This window comes from Cystobacter fuscus, from assembly GCF_002305875.1.
GTDB classification, from domain to species: domain Bacteria; phylum Myxococcota; class Myxococcia; order Myxococcales; family Myxococcaceae; genus Cystobacter; species Cystobacter fuscus_A.
Window position 1 is genome coordinate 2,563,052 of sequence record NZ_CP022098.1, and the last position, 14,213, is coordinate 2,577,264.

At 72.8% G+C, this 14,213-nt stretch carries 10 protein-coding genes; 7 read left to right on the top strand and 3 right to left on the bottom strand.

Going from position 1 to position 14,213, the window contains the following annotated elements; genetic code table 11:
- Positions 1-7 precede the first annotated feature (7 nt).
- The 3 genes from priA to def all read left to right on the top strand — a co-directional run bounded on the left by priA (position 8) and on the right by def (position 7,249).
- Positions 8-2,251, top strand: coding sequence for a replication restart helicase PriA (gene priA / locus CYFUS_RS10640; protein ID WP_095985118.1), 2,244 nt, complete (start codon positions 8-10; stop codon positions 2,249-2,251).
- A 17-nt stretch (positions 2,252-2,268) separates the two neighbouring features.
- A complete protein-coding gene (locus CYFUS_RS10645; protein ID WP_095985119.1) occupies positions 2,269-6,621 on the top strand; it encodes a hypothetical protein in 4,353 nt (1,450 codons plus the stop codon).
- Between the two features lie 106 nt (positions 6,622-6,727).
- The gene (gene def / locus CYFUS_RS10650) at positions 6,728-7,249 is read left to right on the top strand and encodes a peptide deformylase (RefSeq protein WP_095985120.1); all 522 of its coding nucleotides are present in this window, start codon (positions 6,728-6,730) and stop codon (positions 7,247-7,249) included.
- Here def and nth read toward each other — a convergent pair.
- Positions 7,246-7,878: an endonuclease III gene (gene nth / locus CYFUS_RS10655; RefSeq protein WP_232537781.1), complete on the bottom strand. Its 633-nt coding sequence runs from the start codon at positions 7,876-7,878 to the stop codon at positions 7,246-7,248. The genes def and nth overlap by 4 nt on opposite strands.
- Before the next feature lie 108 nt (positions 7,879-7,986).
- On the opposite strand from nth, the gene CYFUS_RS10660 reads away from it, so the two are divergent.
- Complete coding sequence (locus CYFUS_RS10660; protein ID WP_095985122.1) at positions 7,987-9,015, top strand: threonine aldolase family protein; 1,029 nt, start codon at positions 7,987-7,989, stop codon at positions 9,013-9,015.
- A 29-nt stretch (positions 9,016-9,044) separates the two neighbouring features.
- Complete coding sequence (locus CYFUS_RS10665) at positions 9,045-10,064, top strand: M23 family metallopeptidase (protein WP_232537492.1); 1,020 nt, start codon at positions 9,045-9,047, stop codon at positions 10,062-10,064.
- 40 nt (positions 10,065-10,104) lie between these two features.
- Here the strand turns inward: CYFUS_RS10665 and CYFUS_RS10670 are convergent, their stop codons facing one another.
- Positions 10,105-10,374, bottom strand: coding sequence for an HU family DNA-binding protein (locus CYFUS_RS10670; protein WP_043430183.1), 270 nt, complete (start codon positions 10,372-10,374; stop codon positions 10,105-10,107).
- A gap of 795 nt (positions 10,375-11,169) precedes the next feature.
- Here CYFUS_RS10670 and CYFUS_RS10680 point away from each other — a divergent pair.
- Positions 11,170-12,096 (top strand): hypothetical protein, encoded by a 927-nt coding sequence (locus CYFUS_RS10680; protein ID WP_157758381.1) that lies wholly within the window; start codon positions 11,170-11,172, stop codon positions 12,094-12,096.
- On the opposite strand, the gene CYFUS_RS10685 is transcribed toward CYFUS_RS10680, so the two are convergent.
- Positions 12,088-13,215, bottom strand: a complete 1,128-nt coding sequence (locus tag CYFUS_RS10685; protein WP_420042685.1) for an alpha/beta fold hydrolase — start codon at positions 13,213-13,215, stop codon at positions 12,088-12,090. The genes CYFUS_RS10680 and CYFUS_RS10685 overlap by 9 nt on opposite strands.
- Positions 13,216-13,328: 113 nt before the next feature.
- On the opposite strand from CYFUS_RS10685, the gene pssA reads away from it, so the two are divergent.
- On the top strand, positions 13,329-14,171 hold the full coding sequence (pssA, locus tag CYFUS_RS10690; RefSeq protein ID WP_095985127.1) for a CDP-diacylglycerol--serine O-phosphatidyltransferase: 843 nt from the start codon (positions 13,329-13,331) through the stop codon (positions 14,169-14,171).
- The last annotated feature ends 42 nt before the right edge of the window (positions 14,172-14,213 follow it).

The following is a 14,213-nucleotide window of genomic DNA, read 5'->3' on the forward strand; positions in this document are numbered from 1 at the left end:
AGTCACCGTGCCTGCCCCCTCCCTCGCCTCCGTCGCCGTCGGCCGCCCCGTCCGCGGCGAGTACACCTACTCCGTCCCCGAGTCCCTGTCCGGCAGGCTCTCGCCGGGTCAGCGCATCCTCGTCCCCTTCGGCCGCAGCATGACGCTCGGCTTCTTCCTCGGCCCCGCCGCTCCCCCCGCCGAGGGCGCCAACGTCAAGCTCAAGCCCATCCTCAAGGTGCTCGAGGACTCGCCCTCCCTCCCGCCCGATCTCATCGCGCTCCTGCGCTTCGCCGCCGAGCACTACCGCTACCCGCTCGGCGAGGTCATCCGGGGCGCGCTCCCCCCCGGGCTCACCAAGGCCGAGGAGGAGAAGGAGGCCAAGCCCGACGTGCAGGAGTTCGCCGAGGCGCTCGTCACCGAGGCCCCCGCCGCCCTGCGCCGTGCCCCCGCCCAGTCCGCCGCCCTGGCCTACCTGCTCACCGTGGGTGGCCGCGTCCCCGTGGAGGAGGTGGCCCACGCCATCCCCGGCGCCCGCGAGACGCTGCGCAAGCTGGCCTCCCGCGGCCTCGTGCGGCTGGAGCAGGTGGTGCTCGCCCCCGGTGTGCGCGAGGGGCTCGGACAGAATCGCCCCGAGCACCTCACCCCCGAGCAGGACGCCGCGGTGAAGGAGCTGCACGCCGCCGTGGACACGGGTGGCTTCCAGCCCTTCCTCCTCCACGGCGTCACCGGCAGCGGCAAGACCGAGGTCTACCTGCGCGCCGTGGAGCGCGCGCTCGAGCAGGGCAAGGGCAGCCTCGTGCTGGTGCCGGAGATCGCCCTCACGCCGCAGCTCGTGGGGCGCTTTCGCAGCCGCTTCGGCGCGGACGTGGCCGTGCTGCACTCGGCCCTCAAGGACCGCGAGCGGCTCTTCCACTGGCAGGCCCTGCGCAAGGGCACGGTGCGCATCGCCGTGGGCGTGCGCTCGGCGGTGTTCGCCCCCGTGGAGAACCTCGGCCTCATCGTCGTGGACGAGGAGCACGATCCCTCCTTCAAGCAGGAGGACAAGCTGCGCTACCAGGCGCGCGACCTCGCCGTGGTGCGCGGCAAGCAGGCCGGTGCCGTGGTGGTGCTTGGCTCGGCCACCCCGTCCCTGGAGACGCTGGAGAACACCCGCCGCGGGCGCTACCGCAAGCTGGAACTGAAACACCGCGTGGATGACCGGCCCATGCCCACGCTCCAGTGCGTGGACCTGCGCCAGGAGCGCCCGAAGGATCCGCTCCAGACGCAGGAGGCCCCCATCCTCTCCCAGCCCCTGCTCGACGCCATGGCGGAGACCATCGGGCGCGGCCAGCAGGTCATCCTCTTCCTCAATCGCCGCGGCCACAGCACCTTCCTCCTGTGCGAGGTGTGCGGCGTCTCGGTGAAGTGTGGCGACTGCGACGTGTGCCTCACCTACCACCGCTCACAGAACCGGCTGGTGTGCCACTACTGCGGCGAGGCCCACGGCGTGCCCGAGCACTGCCGCGAGTGCACCGGGCCCCTGCTCAAGCTGGGCATCGGCACCGAGCGCGTGGAGGCCGAGGTCGCCGAGCGCATCCCCCAGGCCCGCGTGGCGCGGTTGGACAGGGACTCGGCCACGAGCGCCGAGCGCCTCACCGAGCTGCTCGCCTCCTTCGCCCGCCGGGAGATCGACGTGCTGGTGGGCACGCAGATGGTGGCCAAGGGGCATGACTTCCCCGGGGTGACGCTCGTGTGCGTGGTGATGGCGGACACGTCGCTGGCCATCCCCGACTTCCGTGCCTCCGAGCGCACCTTCCACCTGCTCACCCAGGTGGCTGGCCGGGCCGGACGCGGCAAGGATCCGGGGCGGGTGCTCGTGCAGACGTACAACCCGGACGCCGAGCCCGTGCGGCGCATGCTCGCCCATGACTTCGAGGGCTTCTCCGAGGGCGAGCTGGAGCGGCGCCGCGCGCTGTCCTGGCCCCCCTACACGCGCATGGCGGCGGTGCGGCTGGAGGGGGAGAGCGCGGAGCAGACCGCCAGCGTCGCCCGCTTCCTCGGCGACTTCATCGGCCGGCACATGCCTCCGGCCTCCTGGGGGGTGCGCCTGCTCGGGCCCGCCGTGGCGCCCATCTCCCGCATCCGCGGCAAGACGCGCTGGCAACTGCTGCTCAAGGCGCCCACCCACGCGGCGCTCGCGCCCCTGCTGGCCAGGCTGGAGGCGAAACTGGTCGATATTCCCTCCGCGGTGCGCGTGACGATCGACGTGGATCCCGCGGCCATGTTGTAGACTCCTGCCCCCTGCCAATGGCTGAATCGGTTCTCCTCGTCCACGACGACATCGCCATCATCGCCACCGTGCGGCGGTTGCTCACGCGCGAGGGCCATGAGGTCATCCTCGCCACCTCCGTGGCGGATGCGCTCATCGCCTTTGGCCACCACCTGCCCGCGCTCATCATCCTCGCCCCCGGGGTGGAGGGAGGACGCGGTCCGCTGGTGCTCGAGGAGCTGGGGCTGCACCCGGACATGCGGCTGGCGCGCGTGCTGTTGCTCGGCGAGCCCATCGCCGGCAGCGCCGCCCCGGTGGCGCCGCTGCCCCTGGACGGGGCCAACTTCGTGGTGCAGGTGTCCACCCTCATCCACTCGCCCTCCGGGCCCGAGGGTTGGTACGTGGTGAAGGACGAGGAGCCGGAGCCGCCGCTCGAGCCACTCGAGCCGCTCCCGCCGCGCTCGGGTCCTCCGGGGCTCGTTCCCCGGCAGGCCGGGCCGGGCCGCGCCTCCGGGAGCGAGCCCGTGGCGCCCGCGCTCCCCGCGTCCCCGTTCGCGCTCGACGCGGATGAGCTGTTCTCCCACGTGGGGTTGACGGGGGAAGTGCCCCTGCCGCTGCTTCCGCCCGAGGTCTTCGCCCCGGCCCCCGCCCAGCCCGCGCCGGTGCCGGCCGAGCTGGAGCCGGAGGGTGAGGCGGAGTCCCTCTTCGGGCAGACGGAGCAGGCCGTCTCCTCGGGGCGCGGCATTCCCACCATCACCGCGGTGAGCCCGGTGGAGATGGGGCCGGTGTCGACCCCCGTGCTGGCTCCGGAGCCGGTCAAGCCCCTGCCGTCGCTGCCTCCGGTGAAGGCCATCAGCCCGGAGACGGTGGACCTCGACGCGGAGGCCCGCGCGGAGGCCGAGCGCCTCGCGCAACTGGAGATCGAATCGGCGCAGGCGCGTGCGCGCGATGGGCTGGAAGCCTCCGATGACTTCTCGCCGGGCGAGCTCGCCGCCCGGGTCGGGCCCCAACTCGGGGACGAGGGGTTCTTCGACGTGGAGCCCACGCCCGTGGCGCCCACGGCGGCCCTGCGTGAGGCGGAGGCGCGGGCCCTGGCGCCCGAGTCCACCCGGCTGCTGGAGGGCTCGGACCTGGAGCCCGTCCCGGCGGACGCGCCGCTGCCGACGGAAGGTGATGCGCCCGAGTCCTGGGAGGAGCCGCACCAGGAGAGCGCGGCGGACTGGTTCGACTCCGGGCCGGAGAAGGCCGCGTCCGGGCCCGCTCGCGAGGGCGCGCCGGCCGTGGCGGAGCCCGCGCCTGTGTCGGAGGTGGGCGCGCCCGCGAAGGTGGAAGCGCTCCCGGCGGAGGAGGCCCTCGCCGTCCTGGAAGTGCGCCTGATGCGGACGGAGCGGCGGCTCGCGCAGCTCCAGGCCGAGCGGGATGCCGCCCAGAAGGCGCTGCGGGAAGCGGAGCGCGACCGCACGGAGGCCGATGCGTTCGCGGAGGAGCTCCACTTCTCGCTGCAGCAGCACTCGGATGCGCTGGCGGACCGGGAGGCCGCGTTCAAGTCGGAGCGGGAGCGCCTGACGCGGGAGTCGGTGGGTCGGGAGGAGGCGCTGCGGCGGGAGGTCGAGGCGCAGCGCACGCGGCTCGCGGAGTTGTCCGGGGAGAGGGAGCGCGAGGCCACGCGGCGGCGCGAGCTGGAGCGGCGGTTGGAGGAGGCGCGCACGGGGCAGGAGGATGCCGCCGGACTCCAGCAGCGGCTCGAGGAGCTGCGAGGCCAGCTCGAGGAGGAGCGGCGACAGCGCCTCGAGGCGGAACGGCGCGTGGCGTCCGAGGCGGAGGCGCGCGTCCAGGCGGAGGCGCGAGCCGAGCAGGAACGGGCGGCACTGAGGGACGCGGAGGCCCGGGCGGAGGCGGAGCGGGCCGCGCGAACGCGGGCGGAGGCACGGGCGCGGGAGGAGCAGTCGGCGCGAGTGGACGCGCGGGCCCGGGCCGAGGAGGAGCAGGTCGCGCTGCGGGAGGCGGAAGAGCGGGTCGAGACGGAGCGGGCCGCCCGGGCAGAGGCGGAGGCGCGAGCCGAGCAGGAGCGGGCGGCGCGGGTGGACGCGGAGGCCCAGGCCGAAGCGGCGCGGGAGGAGGCGGAAGAGCGGGCCGGGCAGGAGCGGGCGGCGCGGGTGAGAGCGGAGGCGCGAGTCGAGCAGGAGCGCACGGCTCGGGTGAAAGCGGAGGAGCGGGCCGGGCAGGAGCGGGCGGCGCGGGAGGAGGCGGAGGCTCGCGCCGAGGCGGAGACGAAGTCCCGCGGGGAGTGGGAGGCGCGAGCCCACGCGGAGGCGAAGGCGCGCAAGGACTTGTCGGCGCGCGTGGAGAAGGAAGCCAGGGCCCGGGCGGAGGTGGAGGCACGCGTCGCGGCGGAGGCCCAGGCGCGCGCCCAGGCGGAGAGCCGGGCGGAGGCCGAGGCTCGGGCCCGGACGGAGGCCGAGGCGCGCGTCCACGCCGAGAAGAAGGCGCGGATGGACGTGGAGGCGCGGGCCCGCACCACCGCGGAGGCGCGCGTGCAGTCGGAGATGCAGGCCCGGGCGGAGGCGGAGGCACGGGCCGAGGCGGCGGACGCGGCGCGGGCGGAGGCGGAGGCCCAGGCGGAGCGGGAGGTCCGGGAGCGGGCCCGGGCGCAGCAGGGCGCCGAGGCGGCCGACAAGGCCCGGCTGCGCGCGGAGGCGCGTGCCAGCAAGGCGGAGCAGGAGCGCGACGAGGCGCTCGCCCAGGCCGAGTCCCAACTGCGCGCCCGCGAGGAAGCGGAGATGCGCGGGGTGGCCCTGTCCCGGCGGCATCAGGAATGGGAGGCCCGGCTGGAGGGCGCGACGCAGGCGCGCGCCGAGGCCGAGTCCCAGGCCGAGGAGCTGGAGCGGGCGCGCGTGGACGCGGAGACGCGCGCGGTGACGGCGGAGCGGTTGCGGGTCGAGATGGAGCTCCGGGTGGAGCGCGCGGAGAAGGCGCGTGCCGCGTCGCAGGCCCGCGCCGTCGAGGAGAAGCAGGCCCGGGGTGAAGCGGAGGCCCGGGTCGAGGCCGCCGAGCACGCCCGGGACGAGGCCCTGGCCCGGGTGGAGGCGGGACTCCACGCGCGCGAGGCCTGGTCGCGCGAGTCCGCCGAGCTGTCCGAGCGGCTCTCCCGGCTGGAGGAGTCCCTGGCCGAGCGCGCCACCCAGCTCGACGAGTCCCGGGCGGAGGCGGAGCGGCTGGGGCGCGCGTTGACGGAAGCGCGCCGGGAGGTGGAGCGGCTGGAGCAGGCGCGGGTCCAATCCGGGGAGCAACTCGTCCGCCTCCGGGCGGAGGCCGAGGCCGCCGAGGCCCGGAGCCGCGCGGCACTCATCACCTTCGAGGAGCCCGGGGGCTCCCTGGTGGACATTCCCCGGGCGGGCAGCGTCAACCGGGAGGGCCTCGCCTCGCTCCTCTCGCGGCTCCAGTCGGCGCGGCTCCAGGCCCGCTTCGAGCTCAAGGGGACCGGGGCCCTGCGCGTGTTGTGGTTGAAGGACGGGCGGATCGTGGGCGCCCTGTCCTCCGCGCCCGACGAGTCGCTCATCGATCGGGCCCGCGCCGACGCGCTCATCGACGCGCGCCAGGAGAACGAGCTGCGGCTGGTGCGCGGCTCCTCCACCGGCGCGCTCATCGACACCATGCGCGCGCGCGGCCACCTGCTGGAGAACGAGGTCGTCCCGCTCGTGCAGCGCTACACCGAGCAGGTGGCCCTGGATGCGTTCGGCGAGGCCTCCTCGCTCTACCGGCTCGTCGAGGAGCCACCGCCCCACGAGGTGGCGCTCGCCGCCTCCACCCGGCCCCTGCTCCATCTGCTGGCCGAGGCGCTGCGCGACCATGTCACCGCCGAGTCCTTCCTGTCGGCCGCCGGAGGGCTGCGCGCCGGGGTCTTCCGCGGCGAGTCCGCGCCGGAGTCCTTCGGTCTGTCCGCGCGCGAGCTGCGGTTGCTCTCGGAGGTGGACGGGGAGCAGACGCTCGAGCAGCTCCTCCTGGGCGCGGGCCTGCCACAGGACACCGCGTTCAAGCTGCTCGCGCTCTTGCACACGCTGGGGCTCGTCGTCTTGAAGCCCGCCATCCCGGTGTCCGGCCAGGAGACTCCGGGTGAGCTGGAGGTGCGCCGGTTGGAGTCCAAGTTCGAGGAGATCCAGGACGCGGACTACTTCTCGGTGTTGGGGCTGGCGCGCACCGCGGGGAGCGAGGACGTCAAGCGCGCCCACGCGCTGCTGTCCGCCGAGTTCCACCCGCTGCGCTTCGCGGGGCATCCGGATCCGGTGCTCCAGCACCGGGCGCAGCAGATCTCCAACACCCTGAGCGAGGCGGCGCGGGCGCTCGCGGATGATCGGCTGCGCGAGGAGTACGCCCGGAGCCTGCTGGATTGAAGCCCGGCCGGGGGGAGGGGAGGCATCCGTCCAGGGCCAACGGCCCGGCGGTGGGAGCCTCCAGCGTGGGTTGCCCGCCCGCCCGGGTTGGGATTATGAAAAGTGGATGGTCCGAGAAATCCTCATCTGGCCCGATCCCGTCCTGAAGCAGAAGGCCCGGCCAGTGGCCCGCGTGGACGACACCGTGCGCACGCTGATCCGGGACATGTTCGAGACGATGTACGCCGCCCAGGGCGTGGGGCTCGCCGCGCCGCAGGTGGGCGTGTTGCAGCGGGTCATCGTCCTGGACACGCGTCCGAGCCAGCCCGAGTCCCAGCCGCTGGCGATGATCAACCCGGAGCTCATCGCGCTGGAGGGCAAGGCCACCTACCACGAGAGCTGCCTGTCCATCCCCGGCGAGTCCGAGGACGTGGAGCGCGCGGCGGTGGTGACGGTGCGCTACCTCGACGAGGAGGGCCGCGAGCAGACGCGCGTGTGTGACGGGCTGCTGGCGATCGCCGTGCAGCACGAGACGGACCACCTCGATGGCACCGTCTACGTGGACCACGTCTCCTCGCTCAAGCGCGAGTTCATCCGCAAGCGGATGAAGCGCGCGAAGGCGTCGCGCGAGACCCGGCCGTCGGCCTAGAGGGCCACGCCCTTCACGCCCTTTTTCGGGCAGAGCGGCGCCACGGGACAGCGCTCGCATGCGGGCGAGCGCGCGAAGCACGTCCTGCGCCCATGCCACACGAGGAGCTGGTGGCCCTTCATCCACCGCTCCGAGGGCAGCAGTGCCTGCATGTCCATCTCCACCTTGTCGGGATCCACGTGACGGGTGAACCCGAGCCGGAACGCCAGCCGCTTCACGTGGGTGTCCACGGGAAAGGCGTCATCGCCGCCCAGGTGGATGCACACCACGCCAGCCGTCTTGCGGCCCACGCCGGGCAGCGTCTCCAGGACGGCGCGCGAGCGCGGCACCTCGCCGCCATGTTCCGCCACCAGCGCCCGGGCCGCCGCGACGAGGTTCTTCGCCTTGGCGCGGTACAGGCCGCACGACTGGATGAAGGGCTCCACCTCTTCCACGCTCGCGCTCGCGTAGGCGGCCGCGTCCGGGAAGCGCTGGAAGAGGGCCGGGGTGACGAGGTTCACCCGCTTGTCCGTGCACTGGGCGGACAGGATGACGGCCACCAACAACTCCAACGGAGTGCGATAGTCCAGCTCGATGCGCACGTCCGGCATGGCGTGCTCCAGCCGCTCCAACACCTCGATCGCCCGCATGCGCTTGGACTGCGATGATTCACGTGCCACGTGCACGGCTGTACGCCAGAGCGACCTGTGCCGTAAAGAAGTTTCCACTACCTTTCAGGACACCCTCCCAGGACATCCATGAAGCCCATCGACTTGCGCTCCGATACCGTGACGAAGCCCACCGCCGCCATGCGCCGTGCCATGGCCGAGGCCGACGTCGGGGACGACATCTACGGCGAGGACCCCACGGTGCGCCGGCTGGAGGAGCGCATCGCCGAGGTGCTGGGGCTGCCCGCCGCGCTCTACGTGCCCTCGGGCACCCAGGCCAATCAGATCGCCATGGGGCTGCACTGCCGCCAGGGCGACGAGGTGCTCGCCGAGGCCAACAGCCACATCTTCCACTACGAGAGCGGGGCGCTGTCGGGGCTGTGGGGCGTCCAGCCGGCGCCGCTGGCCGGGGCCCATGGGCTCGTGTCCGCCGAGCAGGTGACGGCGGCGGTGCGCACGGACTTCGTCGGTCCGCGCTCGCGGCTGTTGTCGCTGGAGAACACGCACAACCGCAGTGGGGGCCGGGTGTGGCCGCTCGCGCTCTTCCGGAGCGTGGTGGAGGCGGGGCGCAAGGCGGGGCTGGCGGTGCACCTGGATGGCGCGCGCCTCTTCAACGCCGCGGTGGCCACGGGCATGCCGGCCTCCGCCTGGGCCTCGCTCACCGACAGCACGGCGGTGTGCTTCTCCAAGGGCCTGGGCGCCCCGGTGGGCTCGGCCATCCTGGGCTCGCGTGAGTTCATCGAGGAGGCGCGGCGGCTGCGCAAACGGCTGGGCGGGGCCATGCGCCAGGTGGGCATCCTCGCCGCCGGGGCGCTGTACGCGCTGGAGCACCACGTGGAGCGGCTCGCCGAGGACCATGTCCACGCGCGCCGGCTCGCGGCGGGGCTGGCGGAGTTGCCCGGAGTGAAGGTGACGCCGAGCCAGGTGGAGACGAACATGGTGGTCGCCGAGTTCCCCCTCCCCGTGCGCGAGATGCTCGGCAAGCTGGCGGCCCATGGCGTGCTCGCTGGCTCCACGGGCACGGGGCCCCACGCGGTGCGACTGGTGACCCACCTGGATGTGTCGTCCACGGACATCGACGAGGCGCTCGTGCGCATCCGCCGGGCGCTGGCTGGCTGATTTCCACGGCGTTGGTAGACTGGGGTCCCTTGCGTCGTCTGGCCCCTTTCCTGCTGCTCGTCGCATCGGCGTGCGCCCATCCGGGCGCGCGCGAGAAGATGAGCTTCGATGAGCTGTACTCGGATCCCGCGCCCTATCCCTCGGGCCCGGACCCGGGGGACGCGTCCGTGCGCCGGGACACGGGCGCCCGTGCTGGGGCCACCGCCTCGAGGCAGGCGCCCGAGTCCCCGGAGCTGCGGGCCGCCCTGGCCTCCTTCGTCAATCAGGCGCGCGCCTCGCGCACCCAGGTGTCCCAGGGCAGCTCCATGCCGGACGCCCAGGTCATCAACTGGCGGCGGATGAACGGCTTTCTGGACGAGTTCCTGCGCCGCCCCGCGCGCAAGACGTCCTCGTTGGACGTGGTGCGCACCCGCACGACGTTGGAGGCCGAGCTGGAATTGGACGCGCGCGCCTACGGGGACATCCCCGCGGAGCTGGCCGACGCGGTGCTCTCCCGGATGGACGCGCTCGCGATGCGCATGGCCGAGCTGCGCCGCCCGTCCACCCGCGCCGCGCCGAAGCGGCTCTCGCTGAGCTGGCCGGTGGAGCCCGTCATCGTCACCAGTGTCTTCGGCAGCCGGCTGCACCCCATTCTCGGCACGGAGCGCGACCACCAGGGGGTGGATCTCGCGGCCAAGGCGGGCCAGCTCGTGACCGCCGCGGCCCAGGGCGTGGTGCTGCGCGCCGGGTGGAATGGCGGGCACGGCAACCAGGTCATCGTCCAGCACGACGGCAACGTCACCACCCGCTACAGCCACCTGTCGCGGCTGCTGGTGGTGCCCGGAGACGTGGTGGAGGAGGGCGACGTGCTGGGCACGGCCGGCAGGACGGGCATGGCCACCGGGGTGCACGTGCACTTCGAGCTGTGGCGTGACGGCGAGCCGAGCGATCCGCTCGACGTCATGGGCCCCACCGAGTCGGGAGAACTGCCGTCCTTCGTCCAGCACGAGTCGCTTCCGGACTCCCGGAAACGACAAGGGCGCCGTCCTCTCGGACGACGCCCTCTCTGAGGCCGGAGCGCGCTCGCGGGCCCCTCGGACGACAACGAGGCTACAACGAGTTCTTCAGTTCCTTGGCGGGCCGGAAGCCCACCGTCTTCGATGCCTTGAGCTTCATCATCTCGTTGGTCTGCGGGTTGCGGATCTTCCGCGCCTTGCGAGAGCGAACCGACCACGTGCCGAAGCCCGGGTAGCTGAAGCGCTGGTCCTTCTTCACCGCCTTGCCGATGTTGGCGAAGACGATGTCGAGAATCTCCGCCGCCGACTTCTTCGTCAGCCGCGACTGCGCCGCCACCACCTCCACGAGCTCTGCCTTGGTCATCCGCTCCTCCACCCACGTTGTTCTGCGAAAGCCCGAGGTTGGTAACAAATCGCTCTTTTGTCTGTCAACGCTGACAGGCGTTGCGCGCCGGAAGATCGGCCCCACACCAACGATGTGAGGAGGATGTGAGGAATTTGACGGACCGTGCTCCTCCTCTAGAAGAGCGAGGGGTTCACGCGGTGGGTGTGGCCTCCCGGCGTGGGAATTCCAGGCGGAGTCAGGTGGGTGTGATCGATTGAGAGGGTTTTCCTTTGTCATTTCGATCACTTGCGCGGTTTGTCTGATCCAACGGGCGTCGAAGGCTGGCAGGCCATAGTCTGGGCAACCCATGCCCCGCCTTCCCTGGATGATCGCCTGCCTGGTGTTCTCGGCCTGTCACTCCCACGCCGACCGGAGTCCCTCGGCCCTCCGGACTGCCCTGGAAGAGGTGTGGGTGGACGGCGCCCAGGGGCTGGGACGGGTGCTCGCCAGGGAGGTGGGTGCTCCACTCCGCGTGCACCTGGCACCGGGACGCTATCCGGGCCCCCTCGTGCTGCCGGCCGGGTGGGAGCTGGTGGGCGATGGGGAAGGAGTCGTGGTGTACGGGGAGGGGGCGGAAACGACGGTGGTGCGGGCTCCCGGCGGGGCGCGGCTGCGCGGGGTGGTGATCGAGGGGGGCGGGTGGGGCGTGGTGGCGGGGGGCGCGGTGCGGATGGACGCCGTGCGCTTCACGGGTCAGGGGCTGGGAGCCCTGTGGATGGGGGCGGGCGAGCTGACGGTGGCAGGGGGGCGGTTCGAGGCGGGGGCCCGGAGGCGGTGGGCCTGCGGGTGGAGGGTGCGGGCGCGCGGATCCACGAGGCCTCGTTCAGCGGCGGCTTCCGCCGGGCGGTGGAGACCCGGGACGCGCGGGTGGTGTTGGAGTCGGTGCGCGTGGGCGCGGCGCGCACGGCGCTGCACCAGGCGCGGGGCGAGGCGCGGCTCGCGCGCGTGACGGTGGAGCACGGCCCCGACGTGGGGCTCTTCGTCCAGCACGGCACGCTGCGGCTCGAGGACGTCACCGTCACCGGACATGAGTACGGCCTGCAGACCCGGGAGGCCAGGCTGGAGGCGCGCGGCTTCACCTCGGTGCGCGCGGTGCGCGCGGGCGTGGCGTTGCTCGGCACCCAGGGGGTGATGGAGGACACGCGGGTGGTGGGCAGTGGCGACTTCGGGGCGGTGTCGTTGCTGGGCTCGGACATGCTGCTGCGCGGTCTCCACGTGGAGGGCGCGGAGGCCTACGGCGTCTCGGCCACGCGCGGGCGGCTGCGGCTGGAGCGGGCCCTGCTCACCGGGCTGACGTCGCGCGAGGGGGACGCCGGTGATGGGCTGCACCTGCGTGACGTGGAGGTGGAGGCGCGCGGGCTCGTCGTGCGCGACGTGGCGGGCGCGGGGGTGCTGGCGGCCCAGGGGGCCCGGGTGGTGTTGCGCGAGACCGTGTTGACGTCGTGCCGGACCGCGGGGGTGTGGGGCGAGACCCTGGCCCGGGTGACGGCCGAGGGCCTCGAGGTGCGGGGCTCCGGTGGACCCGCGCTCGTGGCCCTGGAGAACGGGGTGCTGCGCGTGGAGGACCTCTCGGCCGGGGACAATGCCGGGGGACTCGTGGCGGCCGACTGCGCGGGCGACACCCGGGTCACCCTGGGCCGCGTCGAGGGCCAGGCCTCCGTGGGGCCGGGGGCGCCGTGCGTGACGGGACCCTCACGCTGAGCGGGCGGAGCTGTCCGGGGTCTCCTCCGGCACGCTCAGGTGCGTGGCGTGGGAGATGAGCCAGGCGCGCGTCTCGTAGTGGACCTCGTGGGCCACGCCCGTGCCGAAGAGCAGGTCACCGTGCCCGTAGTCCATCTTGTCGCCGCGCTCGGCGCCGAAGATGTAGAGCTGCTTGTCGGAGCAGCCGAGCAGCTCGTACTGGGCACGCAGGTTCTTCGGGGGGGCCAGTCGATCCTGGCTCCCCCCCATCACCAGCACCGGCAGCGTCAGCTTCGCCAGCCCCGCGCGCCAGTCCACGCTCCCGTCGAACGAGCGGAACGCGTCATGGTCGATCCAATCCTGGAACTGACGCAGCACGTTGCGGCTCATCGACGCCATCATGTTGGCGTACACCTTGCGCTGGATGGCCGGGGGGATGTGCTTGGGGTTGATGATGAGGTCGGACAGGGGGAGGGTGACGTAGCCGAGGAAGGGCGCCAGGGTCTGGCTGAACCACTCGTTGCGCAGGCCCCGCGGCCACGCGGCCCGGTTGCCCAGGCGGATGAGCCGGCGGATGAGCTTGTCGGGGGGGAAGAACACCGAGGAGCCGAGCGCGAGCAGGCCCGCGAGCTTGTGGGCGTGGGGGCCCTGCGCCACCGCGTAGCCCACCAGTCCCCCCAGCGAGTGGCCGACCCAGAAGGCCCGCCGGGCGCCCGTGCGGGCGAGCGCCAGGTCGATGAGCGCCGGTCCATCCTGGGCGACGAGGTCATCCACGGTGGCGTCCGGCCAGCGCTTTCCCGGGGGCGGGCGCCGCGAACCCCCGATGCCCCGCCACTCCACGATGAAGCAGTCGAAGCCCTCCTCCGCGAGGACGTGGGAGAGGGAGTAGGGGGGCTCGAAGTCGAAGGTGTAGCGGTTGGCGGCCAGCCCATGGCACAGCAGGACGGGCTCCTCGAAGCGCCGGGTGGGGGCCCGGCGCAGGTACACGCTCAGCTCCCAGCCGTCCTGGCACCGGGTCTTGAGCAGCTCGGGTGGGGGGACACGCGGGCGGTACCACCAGCGCACGAGCAGTATCCAGAGGACGTTGAGCGCCCCCAGGACGAGTACGGCCGCCACCACCCATGGGACCCACCGCGCCATGTCCATTGTTCCTCCATTCGAGTCCGGGCAAATAAAACCTTGCTATGGTCCGTTCTCGCTCGGCTTTCACCACAACGGCCAGTGGCCGACACCGCGGAGGCGGGAAAGAACAGATGAGTCCTCGCAAGTTGATGTTCGTCCTGCCGAATCTGTTCACGGTCACCTCCATCCTCTGTGGCTTCTACGCCCTGACCCTGTGCGCGGGCGAGGCGGCTCCGGCGCAGCTGAACCAGGCGGCCCTGGCCATCCTCTTCGCCATGTTCTTCGATGGGTGCGATGGCCGGGTGGCCCGCCTCACGCGGACCCAGAGCGACTTCGGCATGCAGCTCGACAGCCTCGCGGATGTCGTCTCCTTCGGCGCCGCTCCGGGTCTGCTCGTCTACAAGTGGGCCCTGGAGCCCCTGGGCTTCGTGGGCCTGCTGATCGCCTTCAGCTTCACCGCCTGCGGCGCCCTGCGGCTCGCGCGCTTCAACGTCCTCGCCATGCGCAGCCCCCAGGGCGGCGGCGGCAACTTCTTCGTCGGCCTGCCCATCCCCCTGGCCGCCAGCGTGCTCGTCTCGATGATCATCGCCCACTACGCCGCCACGGGCGGCGAGCCCCTCGATGGCTCGGCCCGGGGGCCGGTGGTGGTGGCCACGCTCGCGCTGTCGCTGCTGATGGTGTCCACTGTCCGCTACCGGACCTTCAAGGACCTGCGCCTGTCGCCCCGCTCCGCCCTGGTGCTCGCCCTGGTGCTCGCCAGCGGCGTCGTCATCGGCACGCGCTTCCACCCGGCCTATGTGCTGGTGGCCTACTCCTTCGCCTACCTCGGCTTTGGCCTGCTCGAGTCGGCCTTCCTCGTGCGCCACCGGCTCGTCGCCCGCAAGGCGGGGCGCGGCGCGGCCCCGGCCATGGTGCTGATGGACGAGGCGGAGGAAGACGAGGACGACGAGGACGACGGGCAGCGGATGGCGTAGTCGCCCCGTGCGACGCGAGGTGTTGCGTGCTGGAGACGCGGG

Excerpts from the sequence above, each read along its gene's own strand:
- CYFUS_RS10645 (WP_095985119.1), top strand. The coding sequence starts at position 2,269 with ATGGCTGAATCGGTTCTCCTCGTCCACGACGACATCGCCATCATCGCC.
- def (WP_095985120.1), top strand. The coding sequence starts at position 6,728 with ATGGTCCGAGAAATCCTCATCTGGCCCGATCCCGTCCTGAAGCAGAAG.
- nth (WP_232537781.1), bottom strand. The coding sequence starts at position 7,878 with ATGCGGGCGATCGAGGTGTTGGAGCGGCTGGAGCACGCCATGCCGGAC.
- CYFUS_RS10660 (WP_095985122.1), top strand. The coding sequence starts at position 7,987 with ATGAAGCCCATCGACTTGCGCTCCGATACCGTGACGAAGCCCACCGCC.
- CYFUS_RS10670 (WP_043430183.1), bottom strand. The coding sequence starts at position 10,374 with ATGACCAAGGCAGAGCTCGTGGAGGTGGTGGCGGCGCAGTCGCGGCTG.
- CYFUS_RS10685 (WP_420042685.1), bottom strand. The coding sequence starts at position 13,215 with ATGGCGCGGTGGGTCCCATGGGTGGTGGCGGCCGTACTCGTCCTGGGG.
- pssA (WP_095985127.1), top strand. The coding sequence starts at position 13,329 with ATGAGTCCTCGCAAGTTGATGTTCGTCCTGCCGAATCTGTTCACGGTC.